Consider the following 12867-nt stretch of genomic DNA (forward strand, 5'->3'; position numbering starts at 1 on the left):
GTTCGAGGACGTCAAAAAGTCCCTGTGTCCTTAACCCTCGGTGCTTGCATACACCATACGCACCCTGCCGGGTGTGTAACCGGTTGAACGTGCAGCAATTATCGGCGTTGGCTTGAAAGTTGGTTCGGAACGACGTCCGAACAGTTGCGGCAAGCCTTTGTTTTTGCAAATGTCCTGTTCGGAACTTGTTCGGAACAGGGAAATGGCATGAGCTATCGCAAACTGACCGTCGTGGTCTCGCATGACCAGGCGGAAATGCTGGCCATCCAGGCGGCCGAAGCCGGCGAATCGCTGAGCGCGTTTTTGCGCGGTCGCATCTTCGCGCGGGATCAGTGGGAAGAGGAGTTCATTGGCCTGCGATCGACGTTGCTGGCCGCGATCGGCGAAGGCTTGCGCGGCGTGTCCAGTCCGGCATTGACGGCGGCATCCGCTGGGTTGGGCGATGCGCGTCTGCTGGGTCTGTTGGCGGAAACCGTGATGTTGTTGCGCGGCATGAATGCGCCGACCAAGGTGCAGGCGGTGCGGGCGGAAGTGGAGCGGCTGGGCCTGATGCCGTTCGGCTCGAAAACGTAATGCCACGAACTTCTAGACTCATCACTCCTTCCCAAAGACACTTTGCACTGAGGAGGTGACCATCGTGCATGACCTAACAACGATCGAAGGGCGTCGCCAAGCGTTGCTGGAAGATGACCAAGAGTGGCTGTTGATGGGCCAGTCCCGATCACCTGCAGTCACGGTCATCTTGGAAGCATGGGCGTCTGGCAAGTTGACGTCAGTGGAAGCGATCCACCGTGTGGGTGCGTTCCTCAGCAAGCAAGATGTGCCATGACCGTGGATCGGTGGATGAATTTGATCGCGTTGGTGCTGGCGATCATGGCGGTATGGAAGCAACTAAAACGGCTTGCGCAGCAGTGGGTATTGCGACCGATATTTGCCCTGAACGAGCGCAGCCGCCAGAAGAAATGGACTCAGCGGGAAGCGCGTAAAGCGTTCCTGATGAAGCTGCATGATGCGCCGGATGAGCAGAATGGGTATCTCTTGCAAGGCGTACTGATCGCCTTGACCGGCGCGGCAGCGTCGGCCGTGCTGGGCGTGAATATATGGATGAATTTCCCGCGTTGGCTGGCCGGCTACACGGGTCTGTGCGCTCTGCTGATCTACTTTTTTGGGCTGTATCGGCTGGGCGTGCATCGGCTCGTGCGTAACCCGGCGTCGTTCGAGAAAGCGATCAAGAAGATCGACGCGCAAATAGCGGCGCTGCAAACCGACGGCTCTCGTGGGAATGCCGGGAGTGTTGTTGAGTAAATAAAAAGCACCCTCACGGAATGCCTGAAGCGTCCCGTGAGGGTGCTGCTGTGCGATCGGCGTGGTGCCGGATCGTTCTTGTTTAGCCGCTTAGTTAGTGGCCTGCTGCAACAACACATCGAGCATCTGCGTCACCAGCCGCTGCTTGGGCTTGGGTAACTGCGCAATCGTCTCGATCTGTTGTTGCCACTTAGGCACCGGGCCGGGCTTCTTGGTGCGCTGATCGGTATGCCCTAGCAGGGTATCCACGGGAACGCGGAACACATCAGCGAGTGTCGGTAGCATGGACGCCGGTAGGCGCGAGCACCCTGTCTCGTAGTTGGCCAAGGTCTGCTGGGCGATACCCAAGGTGTCGGCCAACTGCTGCTGCGTCATCCCGCGATCCTGCCGCAGCTGCGCGACGCGCTTGCCGAGGGCGGTGAAGAAGGCGATATCGCCCGAGGCCATCTGATCAATCCAGTCGAACTGTGCTGGCTTCAAAGCGTAGTCCTCGCGGCGCAGGAATGAGGTTGACATTACCCCGTAATGGGGTACGACGTCCCCCCGCTTTGAGTAGCGGGTCGGTTTAGAGTCCGGAGTTACTTTAACTGCTTCGCGTAGGCGGCAGGTGTCAGCCCACCCAACGCCTTCTTCGGTCGCTCCTCGTTGTACTCCCGGCGCCAGCGTTCGATCTCGGTGCGCGCGTGTAGCAGGCTGGGAAACCAGTGTTCGTTGAGGCACTCATCGCGCAGCCGACCGTTGAACGATTCGATGTAAGCGTTCTGGTTCGGCTTGCCCGGTTCGATCAGGCGCAATTGCACGCCGCGCTCGTGCGACCAGGCGACCATCGCCTTGCCGCAGAACTCTTTGCCGTTGTCAGTGCGAATCGTTTTGGGCAGGCCGCGAATGATTGCCAGACGATCCAGCACGCGCATTACGCCCGTGCCGGAGATGGCTCGCTCGACTTCGATGCCCACCGCCTCATGCGTTGCGTCATCGACGATGGTCAGGCATTTGAGGACGCGGGCGTCGGCGGTGCGATCGAAGACGAAGTCCATCGACCAGACCTCGTTGGGCGCCGATGGACGACACAGCGGTTGCCGCTCGCTCACCGGCACTTTCTTCCGTTTGCGCCGACGCACCTGCAGCCGTTCCTCCCGATACAACCGCTCCACACGCTTGTAGTTCACCGGCTCGCCGCCTTCTTGCCGAAGCTTCAGGTGGATCATCCCCACACCGTAGCGCTTGTGCCGCTGCGCCAGCTCCACGATCCGCCGCCGCAGCACCACGTTGCGGTCTGGCTGCGCCTGATAGCGGTACGCGCTGGCACTCATGCCCACCACGCGCAACGAGCACCGTTCACTTAGCCCCTTGTCGATCATCTGGCGCACCAACGCTCGCCGGGCCGGTGCGCCTACGGTTTTTTTCGCAGGACGTCCTTGATCACCTCGTTCTCAAGCATCTGCTCGGCCAGCAGCTTCTTCAGCCGCGTGTTCTCCGTCTCCAGCTCCTTCAGGCGCTTGGCGTCCGGCACGCTCATGCCGCCGAACTTGCTGCGCCACAGGTAGTAGGAGGCCTCGCTGAAGCCGTGCTGGCGGCACAGATCCTTGATCGGCAGCCCGGCATCCGCCTCACGCAGGAAGCCGATGATCTGTTCTTCGGAAAAGCGTTTCTTCACGTCCAATCTCCTTCGGTTGGGGAATTGGACTCCAAACGGCCGTGCTACTCAAAACCGGGGGGACGTCGGACCTGGCCCAACTGCTGCGCGCGGTGGAACTGCAGCAAGATGCACTGATCCGCGCGCGGCAGGCCCCGAAAACGGCCGCGACGGCCGCACCGGAACTGTCCGCGGACCAACAGGCGGCGGCGATGACGTTGCTGCGCGATCCGGCGCTGGTCGAGCGCATCGTGGCGGACGTGGCGGCGCTCGGCGTCGTCGGCGAGGATCACACCGCCCTGGTCGGTTACCTGGCGTGTGTGTCGCGCCGGCTCGACAAGCCGCTCGCGATCCTGATCCAGTCCACCAGTGCCGCCGGCAAATCGACGGTGATGGATCTGCTGCTGTCGCTGATGCCCGCCGAGCAGCGCGTGCACTACTCGGCGATGACGGGGCAGTCGCTGTTTTACCTGGGCGAAGGCGACCTCAAGCACAAGATCCTCGCCATCGCCGAAGAAGAAGGCGTGCGCCAGGCCGCTTACGCGCTGAAGCTGCTGCAATCGCAGGGCGAGCTGACGATCGCCAGCACCGGCAAGGACCCGGCCACCGGCAAGCTGGTCACCGAGGAATACCGCGTCGAAGGTCCGGTGATGCTCTTCCTGACCACCACCGCGATCGCCCTCGACGAAGAACTGCTCAATCGCTGCCTGGTACTCACCATCAACGAAAGCCGCGAGCAGACCGAGGCGATCCACCGGCGGCAACGGCAGGCACGCACGCTGGAAGGTCTGTTGGCCGCGCAGGCCGCGAATGAGCTCCGCACGCTGCACCAGAATGCGCAGCGCCTGTTGCGTCCGCTTGCGGTGGTGAACCCCTATGCGGAGCAACTGACCTTCCGCAGCGAATCCCCGCGCCTGCGCCGCGACCACGCCAAGTACCTGACGCTGATCGACGCCATCGCCTTGCTGCACCAGCATCAGCGCCCCGTGAAGCGGGCCGGCGGCCTCGACTACATCGAGGTGACGCGCGCCGATATCGCACTGGCCAACCGTCTGGCCAGCGAGGTGCTGGGCCACTCGCTGGAGGAACTGCCGCCGCAGACGCGGCGGGTGCTGCGGGACGTGGTGGCTTACGTGGACGCGTGCCAGCAAACTCATGGCGTGGCCCGCACGCAGGTGCGTTTTACCCGGCGTGAGCTGCGCGAGGCCACGCGGCACGGCGACACCCAGCTCAAGCTGCACCTGGCGCGACTGGAAGATCACGAATACCTGATCGTGCATCGCCTCGGCACGCGCTTCCACTACGAGCTCGCGTTTGACGGCGACCTGGATGCTGCGCAACGCCAACTGATCGGCCTGGTCGATGCAGCCACGCTGGCCGGGCCTACGACGGGCGATCGGTCGGGGGCGACGTGCGATCGGTCGGCGCCGGGTCGGGCGGTGGTCGGTGAGGAGTCGGGGCAACGTCGGCCCGACGAAAACGCGCGGACGCCGCCGGATGACGCGGTATCGCCCTCGTTAGTCGCGACGCTGCCTGCTGCCGCACGTCACGGGAGCGAAGCGGCGCCGTCGCGTCGTAACGGTGCGTCGTACCGCGCGATGCGAGGCATGTAAGTCATGCCTCGCGCCGGTCACTACGGCGAGCATCGCCGGCTGCTGGAAGCGCCGAGTGCACCGGACAGCCTGGCGGCGTGGATGCGCCGGTATCTGGAACACCTGACGATGCTGGGCTACAGCGAGGAGCTGCTGCGTGCGCGCCGGCAGACCCTGGCGGTCTTCCTGACGTGGTGCCGGGATCGCGGTCTGGCCCGTCCCGGTGAGATCACCTTGCCGATCCTCGAACGCTACCAGCGGCATCTCTTCCAGTACCGCAAGGCGGACGGCGCACCGCTCAGCCTGCGCGGCCAGGCGCTGGCCGTGACGCATCTGCGGCACTGGTTTAGGTGGCTGGTGAAGCATCACCACCTGCCGACCAATCCCGCCGCCGACCTGGACCTGCCGCGCGCACCGCGCGTGACGTTGCCGGAAGGGTTGCCGGCCGACCAGATGGAGCGGCTGCTGACGTTGCCGGACGTCACCGACGTGCAGGGCCTGCGCGATCGGGCGTTGCTGGAACTGGTGTACTCCACCGGCATCCGTCGCCAGGAGGCACGCAACCTCTCGCTCTACGATCTGGACTTCGTACACGGCGTGGTGCGGGTGCGCCAGGGCAAGGGCGGCAAGGATCGGCTGGTACCGATCGGCGAGCGTGCGCTGGCATGGGTGCGTCGCTACCTCGATGACGCCCGTCCGCACCTGGCGGTCGATGCCCAGGAAGCGGCACTCTTCCTGAATCGCTTCGGGCAGCGGCTGGGCAATAACGGACTGGCCACCATCGTGCGCCGGTACCTGGATGCAGCGGGCGTGCGCCTGCGCGGGGCCTGCCATCTGCTGCGGCACACGATGGCCACGCAGATGCTGGAGAACGGGGCCGACATCCGCTTCATCCAGGAGCTGCTCGGGCACGCGTGCCTGGACACGACGCAAATCTACACGCACGTGTCGATCGGCAAGCTCAAGGAAATCCACACAGCCACGCACCCGGCGGCCCGGCTGGAACGCGGCGACACAAACCCCACCGACTGATATCCGCGTCCCATCCGGCGTGGCCTATGCTTGCCCGCGTGCGGGTATGCGCGTACAAAACCGTCTCAAGGAAAAATCGCCTGGACGCCTCGACCGCCTCATGCTCGCTACCCTCGCCAACCCGCATCGCATCAAGGCTTCGCACCGGCGTCGGCGTCAGATCGCGTCAAGGGTACGGTTGCCGGGGCAGTACTTCGATGCCGAAACAGGCATCGTCAGCAATGGCATGCGGGACTGCTACGAGCCAGCCACGGGGCGATACTGCCAATCCGATCCCACCGGGCTGAACGGCGGCATCTCAACGTACGCATACGGTCTGAACAACCCGCTGATGTACGTTGACCCCACCGGGACACAGGTTGCCCAAGGAATCGAGGTGGGCGGAGAGATCGGATCGGCCATTGAGCCTGGATTTGGTACGGCAGTGGGCGCCGCCGCCGGTGGTATTATCGGCACAGGTGTCCTTGTCTACGAAATCTGTCACAGAGACGGCAATTCCTGCCCCCCATGCAGCCCACCTGTAGGCACAATCGGTTACCGGCTTGATCGAGTTCCGCCGAGTAAGCCTCACTATCCGTTCCCGGGCGATCACGTTCACCTGTACCGGATGAATCAGAATCCGAATAACTGTCAGTGCTTTTGGGTGCCAAATGGTGTGACAAATCCGCCACCACCTCCAGGGGCGATACCGTTATGACGATTGGAGATGTTGAAGCATGAAATACGCAGACGGTCAGGAAGTGAGACTAGGGGATCGAGTGGCTCTATCCGGTGATAGTCACGGAACGGTTGTCTGCTCTATTGATGCGAGCGAATACAGCGCGGATTTTCCGCAGAAGCAGTGGGAGTATTTGCGATCGGGAGTGATCATCAGGGCGGAAAGGATAGGTTTAATTCACTACCTTGAGCCAGATGAGGATTTTGAATTAATAGGTCGTCAGTTGTCCGATACGAAACGCTGAGGCACCGACGGACGCTAGGCGCTCGCTGCGTGCCCGCCAAGCGCCGGGCGATGGATCGATCCATCGGGGCTTGCGGCACAGGCTGTGCCAGCACCAGCACCGCCGCCCTCTACGTCGCCTCCCCCTCCAAATATCGGGCCCGTTCCCAACACGGGAACGCCCGCAAACGATCCTGAGGCCGCCTCCGAACCACCGGGTATTGGTGGTGCCATCGAAGCGTGCGCATCCAATCCGATTGTTTGCGGGACCGGGCTAGCCATGTTCCCCAGTACTGCGGGTAGCCCTGCCGCAGGCACGGCTTCGGCCGCGCGCGCGAATTGCAACTCGACACCTCGCGCTTCGTGCCGCCGCGCAGGCCATCGCCGCAGGGGGAGCTGTTCTGAACCGGCGACCATTGCGGAACCAATGGACGGCCGCTGTGTCTTTGCATGACTCAGGGGGGGGACGGAGCGCTGCGCGATGGATGGGACGGCGACAAACGCGAGCAGGCGACAGGTTCGCGATCCGAACACAACGTTCCGCTGGCCACGAGTCGCCGCGATGGCGGTGGCGATCCTGATGCATGCCGGCTTCGTCGCTTTCCTGCTGCTTCCGGCCGGCACGTGGCGATGGCGCAGCGCCACGCGGTCATCGACGCGATCGGATGGCTTGCTGGTTCGATTCATCGCCATGTCGAAGGCGATTCCGCCGCCGCCACGCGCAAGGACGCCACTGCATGCGCGTAGCGTGGCGCCTGTGCGGCATCCGAGCCTGCCGCTCGTCTCGCCAAAACCATCGCCTGCGACGAAAGCCGATATCCCGTTCCCGTCGGCGGTCGATGCTCGCGGTGCGCCGCCGTCCTGGATCGCCGGCGGCGGCCGGTTTGCCGCCGATTCGGGTTTCGCGCGCGACAACGTGCGCCTGCCCGGCAGCACGCAGCCCGCGCGCGGCATGCCGGTGTTCCGCATGATCGACCCGAAGATGCAAGGCCTTGCCGGCGCCGTGCGGGCCATCGGCGGCCTGCTTGGCGCGGTCGACAGCCACTGCGTGGATCTGGATGCCTGGCGCAACATGACGCGCTCCGAGCGCATCGCGCACCACGTCACCGACGAACGGATGGACGACTACGCCGAGCGCTACCACTGCGTTCCGCCGGAAAGCGGGGCCGAGCGCTACCACCACTAGGCGGCTTCGATTTCCCGGCCCTTGAAGTAGCGCCGCTGCGCCAGCGCCAGCATCGCGTCGTCCTCGTGCGTGTCGCCGTAGGCGTGGCAAAGGTCGTAGGCGGCAAGCTCGTAGCGTTCGCGCACGCGGCGCGCCTTTTCCTCGCCCACGCACTGCGCGCCGCGGTAGCGGCCGGTGAGGCGGTCGTCGCGGGTTTCCAGCGTGGAGCAGATCAGGTCGAGGCCGTGCTGCCGGCACCACGGCGCGAGATAGGCATCGAGTCCGCCGGAAACCAGCACCACCGTGTCGCCCCGGGCCTGGTGCCAGGCGATGCGCTGCATGGCCTCGGGGCGCAGCACACCGGCAAGATACTCGGCGGCGAAGCGCTCGCCGGCGGCATGGACTCGCGCGGCGGGCACGCCGCGGAAACCGAACATCGTCACCGCGTTGCGTATCGCCGTGCCGCTGACCAGCCCCATCCGGTAGCCGGCCAGCATCGGCGCGAACACCGGCACGCCCAGCGCGCGCCGCAGCGGCGTCACGGCGCGGCGCATGAAGGCGGGCATCGTCTCGTGCGTGGTGATGGTGCCGTCGAAGTCGAACAGGGCGAGGTTCATGCGTCGTCCGTGGCGAAGCGCTGGCGCCGTTGCCGCAGGGTGGCGTGGTTGGCGTCGGCGAGGCGGCGGAAATCGCCGCTGATGCCGGAGTGCGCGGCAACGCGCTGCCAGTACAGGCTGGCCAGCGCGGCGGCCTCGCGCCAGTACGGCAGCGCGGCGGGCGTGGGCGGTGGCGGGTCGAACGCGCGTGCCACCACGGTGCCGCTGGCGGCGGGGCGGTAAAGCATGGGTAGCATGTCGTAGCTCGGTGCGAGTTGCAGCGGCAGGGTGTCGCCGAGGAAGAAGCCGAGGTTGCCGAAGTGCATGTCGGTGTTGGCGGTCAGGTGGCCGAACCACCAGCGCAGGCGCACCTGTTCCAGCGCCGCATCGTCGATCCAGCCGGCCTGCCGCATGCGCGCGGCGGCAGCGGCCCAGTCGTCGCGCTCGCCGTCGTGGGCGTCGCTCCACGCGGCCAGCGTGACGAAGCCGCGCCGGCCATGCGCGCCGATGCGGTCGAAGCGCGTGGCTTCCAGGCACAGCCAGCCTTGCGAGACGACGAGTTCGGTGCGCGCGCTGGCGTGTCCGTGTTCCGCGAGCAGTTCGGTGGCGAGGTGCTCGCAGGTCAGCAGGTCGGCCCAGCGGCGTGCGCCGGGGTGGGCGTCGGCGGGTTCGCCGAACTTCACGATCACGTGGCGCAGGCTGCCGTCGGCCTCGCGCACGCAGGTGGTGAACTTGGGTTGCTCGCCGGCGGCGGCGGAACCCACCAGTTCGCCGCCCAGGGCGGCTTGCGCGAGTTGCGCGTAGTACTCGCCGCGCGCCGCGGCGGGGATGGCTTCCGGCTCGTTGCGCAAGGCGCGTTCCAGCGCCGTGTCGCCCAGCACGAAGTCGCCGGGCGCGTCCTCGCCGTGCAGCAGCAGGGCGGCGAGCACGGCGTCCTCGTTCCAGCGCAGGATGTCGCCGGACAGGCCCAGCTCGCGCGACCAGCGCTGGGCGAACTGGCGGCCCAGGAAGCCTTGCGGACGCTGGTCGTCGAGGAACCACGGCAGGCCGGGGAACAGGCCGTCGGCGAATTCGCCTTGCAGCCAGTCGGGCGGCGTGCCGGTGGCCACCAGGCAGCCGTCGCCGTGCAGGGCCGTCAGCTCGCCGAATTCGCGCGGCTGGCCGCGTTCGTCGATGCGGTACAACGGCCAGTGCGTGCCCAGCCCGCGCACCTCGCGCACGGCGGCGTAGCGGCTGCGCCGTGCCTGGCCCACGCGCACCACGCGCGCACCGGCGGCCGCCAGGGCGCGTGAAATGCTGGGCTGACTGGCGCCCAGCGCCGCTCCCAGCTCGCGTGCGCTGGCGACCCGGCGCAGGCGCAGGGCGTCGAGCAGGCGCTCGGTGGGGGCGGCTGGAGTTGCCATGTGTGAATAGATACTTGAATGGATAATTCAAGTCAACTATTCATGAAATCAGTGAGTTACGTGTAGACTCACGTCTTTATTGAATGGATTTCTGGTGGGTTTTCCGGCCTCTCTGGGTTGGGAGAGGCCGGCCACGCCATCGTTCACTTCGACGCCGGCAGGTACTTCGCGAACCACGCCAGCGAGCGCTGCTGCACGTCGCGGGTATGCTCGGGGTTGGCGAAGTGGTGGCCTTCGTTGGGGTAGACCACGAGTTGCGTGGGCACGCCCAGGGACTTCAGCGCATGCCAGAACTCGAAGGACTGCGGCGCGGGGCATTCCTCGTCGCGGTCGCCGACGATGATCAGCGTGGGCGTCCTGGCCTGCTTGATGAAGCTGAGCGCGGAGCTCTTGGCGTAGGCCGCCGGGTCGTCGTACAGGCTGGCGCCGAAGTAGGGGATCATCCACTGGTCGATCTGGTTTTCGCCGTAGTAGCTCTGCCAGTCGGAGATGCCGGCGCCGGCGACCACGGCGCGGAAGCGCTGGGTCTGGGTGGGCGCGAACATGCTCATGAAGCCGCCGTAGCTCCAGCCGGTGAGGCCGAGGCGATGGTCGTCCACCGGCGCCATCTTCTCCACCGCGTCGACGCCGGCGAGCACGTCGCGCAGGTCGCCGTAGCCGAAGTCCTTGCGGTTGGCCTGCACGAAGGCTTCGCCCTGGCCGAAGCTGCCGCGCGGGTTGGGCATGAACTGGAAGTAGCCTTCGGCGGCGTACATCGCGCCCATGCCGGGCCAGCTCGACAGCACGCCCCAGGCCGGGCCGCCGTGCACGCTCACGATCATCGGATAGGTCTTGTGCGGATCGTAGTCGGCCGGGTAGAGCAGCCAGCCCTGCACGTCGCGGCCCTCGTTCTTCCACTCCACCGAGACGGCCTTGCCCCAGGCGGGCTTCAGCCCGGCGTTGAGCGCGGTGACGGCGGGCGGCGGCGTGCCGTCCAGCCTGCCGGCATGCACTTCCGGCGCGCGGTCGTAGGAACTCTGCTCGAAGGCCACGCGCCGGTGGTCGGCGGACAGCGACACCGAGAGCACCGCGCCGCCCGCGCCGATCATCGCCGGCACGGTGAAGTAGGGCGCCTGCGCGGTGGCCTGTGCGCCATGGATGTCGTAGCGGGCGAGTTGCACCTTGCCCTTGGCGTTCTGGCTCACCGTCAGCGCGTCGTTGCCGGCCCAGGCGAACCACTCCGGCGTCACGGTGATGCCGGGCGTGAGGTTGGCCGGCTCGCCGCCGTTGGGCGACACGCTGTAGAGGTCGCCACCGGTGGCGCCCTGGTCGCTCATCAGGCCGCCGATGAAGGCGATCCGCGCGCCGTCCGGCGACCAGCGCGGCAGCGCCATCTGCAGGCCGTGCAGCGAACCGGCGACGGCGGACGGATCGGCCACCATGCGCGGCGCGGCGCCTTCCTTCGCGTCCTGCACGTAGAGCTTGGCCACCCACCAGTTGTTGTCGCCCGGCGCCGGCGCGGCGGTGTAGGCGATGCGCTTGCCGTCCGGCGACCAGCCGAATTCGTAGGCATAGATCGAGGCCGGCGTGAGCGTGTGCAGCGCGCCGCTGGCCACGTCGAGGCTGGCGACGCGCTGGATCTCTTCCGGCTCCTCGCCGATCACGCCCACCTGCGGCTTGCCCGCGGCGGTGGCGGTGGCGTGGCGGGTGGCGCCGGGCACGTAGAGGAAGCCCAGCGACTGGCCGTTGGCCGTCCACGCCAGCGCGCGCGCGTAGCCGGCGAGCTTGGCCACCTCGCGCGGCGCGGCCTTGCCGGCGACGTCGGCGAGATAGACGTCCGTATGCATCGCCTCGGTGTTGGTGAGGTCGTGGCCGCAGTTGGCGATGAAGGCGAGCCGGCGCGAGTCCGGCGACCAGGCGAGGTCGTCCTTGCTGCAGTCGGCGAGTTTGGCGCCCACGTCCAGCGCCTGCGCGTGCTTGCCGTCGGCGTCGGCCAGTTCGATCGCCGGCTGCTTGCCTTCCTGCACCCAGGCGAGGCGCGTGCCATCGGGCGACAGCGCCACGTCGCCGATGCGCTGGACTTTGCCGAGCTTGGGCAACGGCATGGCCGCGTGCGCGGCGGGCTGGGCGGCCTGCGTGTCCGGTGCCGCCTGCACGAGCAGGGGCGTGGCGGACAGGGCCAGCGAAACGAGGAGGCGCGAGGATTTCGGCATGGTGCAAACCCGGCTGCGGGAGGGGAATCCCCACGCTACAACCGCGGAAGGCGTTGCGCCATGTGCGTATCGTCAGGGCTTCGCCGCGACCGGGGCGGCCTCGCGCGCGGCGAGCTTGGCGCGGATCTCGGGGATCGCCGCCAGCGCGGCCTTCTCGCCGGCAAGGATGGCCAGATCCTTCTGCTCGAAGTCGGCGGGGCCGATGCCGCTGAGGTCGGGGCGGATCACCACGTCGGCGCGGGCGATTTCCTGCCGGGCCAGCTCCCGCCCCATGATGGTGATGGACTGGCCCATGATGTTGAACATGCCCTGCGGGTTGGTGCCGCCGGGCCGGGCGGAGATGTCCACCGCGATCACGAAATCCGCGCCGAGCTGGCGCGCGGCGTCCACCGGGATCGGGCTGACCACGCCGCCGTCCACGTAGTGCTTGCCGCGGATCTCCACCGGCTCGAACACGCCGGGGATGCTGGAGGAGGCGCGCACGGCCTGCCCGGTGTTGCCGCTGATGAACACCGTGCGCGCCCCGGTTTCCAGTTGCGTCGCCACCGCCGCGAACGGCAGCTTCAGCCGCTCGATGGGCTGGTTGTGCACCAGCCGGTTCACGTAGTCCTGCAGCGCCCGGCCCTGCACCAGGCCGTTGGAGAACAGCCGCACGTCGCGGATCTTCGATTCGTCCAGCCCGAACGCGGTCTGCTGCAACTGGAACGGATCCATGCCGCTGGCGTACAGCGCGCCCACCACGCTGCCGGCGCTGGTGCCGGCCACCACGTCGGGATGGATGCCGCTGGCCTCCAGCATCTTGATCACGCCGATGTGCGCGAAACCCTTGGCCGCGCCGCCGCCCAGCGCCAGGCCGATCTTCAGCTTCGGAGGTGGCGGCGGCGGGGTGATCGGCGGTGGCACGGGCCTGGCCGCATGGGTGCAGGCGGCCAGCGCCAGCGCGGCGAACAGCAACGGCAGGAGGCGGCGGAACGGCATCGGTGGCGCCATGCGGAGGAGTGATGGG

Annotated in this window: 13 protein-coding genes; 7 read left to right on the top strand and 6 right to left on the bottom strand. The window is 66.7% G+C overall.

Annotated features, from left to right (window positions below; genetic code table 11):
* The first annotated feature begins 207 nt into the window (after positions 1-207).
* Complete coding sequence (locus ACZ5Z2_RS00125; RefSeq protein WP_464759959.1) at positions 208-573, top strand: hypothetical protein; 366 nt, start codon at positions 208-210, stop codon at positions 571-573.
* Positions 574-843: 270 nt separating this feature from the next.
* On the top strand, positions 844-1305 hold the full coding sequence (locus ACZ5Z2_RS00130) for a hypothetical protein (protein ID WP_464759960.1): 462 nt from the start codon (positions 844-846) through the stop codon (positions 1303-1305).
* Between the two features lie 90 nt (positions 1306-1395).
* On the opposite strand, the gene ACZ5Z2_RS00135 is transcribed toward ACZ5Z2_RS00130, so the two are convergent.
* Both ACZ5Z2_RS00135 and ACZ5Z2_RS00140 read right to left on the bottom strand, forming a co-directional pair.
* Positions 1396-1821 (bottom strand): helix-turn-helix domain-containing protein, encoded by a 426-nt coding sequence (locus tag ACZ5Z2_RS00135; protein ID WP_464759961.1) that lies wholly within the window; start codon positions 1819-1821, stop codon positions 1396-1398.
* A gap of 62 nt (positions 1822-1883) precedes the next feature.
* A protein-coding gene (locus ACZ5Z2_RS00140) for an IS3 family transposase (RefSeq protein WP_464759962.1) occupies positions 1884-2962 on the bottom strand; the annotation gives its coding sequence in 2 pieces (ribosomal slippage) (positions 1884-2704 and positions 2704-2962; 1080 coding nt in all).
* Positions 2963-3003: 41 nt separating this feature from the next.
* Here ACZ5Z2_RS00140 and ACZ5Z2_RS00145 point away from each other — a divergent pair.
* The 5 genes from ACZ5Z2_RS00145 (at position 3004) to ACZ5Z2_RS00165 (ending at position 7691) form a co-directional block, all read left to right on the top strand.
* Positions 3004-4554 carry a hypothetical protein gene (locus ACZ5Z2_RS00145; RefSeq protein WP_464759963.1) on the top strand — a complete coding sequence of 517 codons (1551 nt, stop codon included), beginning with the start codon at positions 3004-3006 and terminating at the stop codon, positions 4552-4554.
* A 3-nt stretch (positions 4555-4557) separates the two neighbouring features.
* On the top strand, positions 4558-5565 hold the full coding sequence (xerC, locus tag ACZ5Z2_RS00150) for a site-specific tyrosine recombinase XerC (RefSeq protein ID WP_464759964.1): 1008 nt from the start codon (positions 4558-4560) through the stop codon (positions 5563-5565).
* Positions 5566-5611: 46 nt separating this feature from the next.
* Positions 5612-6262, top strand: coding sequence for an RHS repeat-associated core domain-containing protein (locus tag ACZ5Z2_RS00155; protein WP_464759965.1), 651 nt, complete (start codon positions 5612-5614; stop codon positions 6260-6262).
* A gap of 19 nt (positions 6263-6281) precedes the next feature.
* On the top strand, positions 6282-6527 hold the full coding sequence (locus tag ACZ5Z2_RS00160) for a hypothetical protein (RefSeq protein ID WP_464759966.1): 246 nt from the start codon (positions 6282-6284) through the stop codon (positions 6525-6527).
* Positions 6528-7196: 669 nt separating this feature from the next.
* On the top strand, positions 7197-7691 hold the full coding sequence (locus tag ACZ5Z2_RS00165) for a hypothetical protein (protein ID WP_464759967.1): 495 nt from the start codon (positions 7197-7199) through the stop codon (positions 7689-7691).
* Here the strand turns inward: ACZ5Z2_RS00165 and ACZ5Z2_RS00170 are convergent.
* From ACZ5Z2_RS00170 to ACZ5Z2_RS00185, 4 genes are all read right to left on the bottom strand, one after another.
* Positions 7688-8287 (bottom strand): HAD family hydrolase, encoded by a 600-nt coding sequence (locus ACZ5Z2_RS00170; protein ID WP_464759968.1) that lies wholly within the window; start codon positions 8285-8287, stop codon positions 7688-7690. The genes ACZ5Z2_RS00165 and ACZ5Z2_RS00170 overlap by 4 nt on opposite strands.
* Entirely contained in the window at positions 8284-9669 is a 1386-nt protein-coding gene (gene yjjJ, locus ACZ5Z2_RS00175; RefSeq protein WP_464759969.1) for a type II toxin-antitoxin system HipA family toxin YjjJ, read from the bottom strand. Before yjjJ ends, ACZ5Z2_RS00170 begins: the two co-directional genes overlap by 4 nt.
* Positions 9670-9812: 143 nt before the next feature.
* Positions 9813-11861: a S9 family peptidase gene (locus ACZ5Z2_RS00180; RefSeq protein ID WP_464759970.1), complete on the bottom strand. Its 2049-nt coding sequence runs from the start codon at positions 11859-11861 to the stop codon at positions 9813-9815.
* A 72-nt stretch (positions 11862-11933) separates the two neighbouring features.
* Positions 11934-12839 (bottom strand): patatin-like phospholipase family protein, encoded by a 906-nt coding sequence (locus tag ACZ5Z2_RS00185; RefSeq protein ID WP_464759971.1) that lies wholly within the window; start codon positions 12837-12839, stop codon positions 11934-11936.
* Positions 12840-12867 lie beyond the last annotated feature (28 nt).

The organism is Rhodanobacter sp. G1, from assembly GCF_055397855.1.

What these genes read in the sequence shown, in the direction of transcription:
- ACZ5Z2_RS00125 (WP_464759959.1), top strand. Translation starts at nt 208, where the DNA reads ATGAGCTATCGCAAACTGACCGTCGTGGTCTCGCATGACCAGGCGGAA.
- ACZ5Z2_RS00130 (WP_464759960.1), top strand. Translation starts at nt 844, where the DNA reads ATGAATTTGATCGCGTTGGTGCTGGCGATCATGGCGGTATGGAAGCAA.
- ACZ5Z2_RS00135 (WP_464759961.1), bottom strand. Translation starts at nt 1,821, where the DNA reads ATGTCAACCTCATTCCTGCGCCGCGAGGACTACGCTTTGAAGCCAGCA.
- xerC (WP_464759964.1), top strand. Translation starts at nt 4,558, where the DNA reads ATGCCTCGCGCCGGTCACTACGGCGAGCATCGCCGGCTGCTGGAAGCG.
- ACZ5Z2_RS00155 (WP_464759965.1), top strand. Translation starts at nt 5,612, where the DNA reads ATGCGCGTACAAAACCGTCTCAAGGAAAAATCGCCTGGACGCCTCGAC.
- ACZ5Z2_RS00160 (WP_464759966.1), top strand. Translation starts at nt 6,282, where the DNA reads ATGAAATACGCAGACGGTCAGGAAGTGAGACTAGGGGATCGAGTGGCT.
- ACZ5Z2_RS00165 (WP_464759967.1), top strand. Translation starts at nt 7,197, where the DNA reads ATGTCGAAGGCGATTCCGCCGCCGCCACGCGCAAGGACGCCACTGCAT.
- ACZ5Z2_RS00170 (WP_464759968.1), bottom strand. Translation starts at nt 8,287, where the DNA reads ATGAACCTCGCCCTGTTCGACTTCGACGGCACCATCACCACGCACGAG.
- yjjJ (WP_464759969.1), bottom strand. Translation starts at nt 9,669, where the DNA reads ATGGCAACTCCAGCCGCCCCCACCGAGCGCCTGCTCGACGCCCTGCGC.
- ACZ5Z2_RS00180 (WP_464759970.1), bottom strand. Translation starts at nt 11,861, where the DNA reads ATGCCGAAATCCTCGCGCCTCCTCGTTTCGCTGGCCCTGTCCGCCACG.
- ACZ5Z2_RS00185 (WP_464759971.1), bottom strand. Translation starts at nt 12,839, where the DNA reads ATGCCGTTCCGCCGCCTCCTGCCGTTGCTGTTCGCCGCGCTGGCGCTG.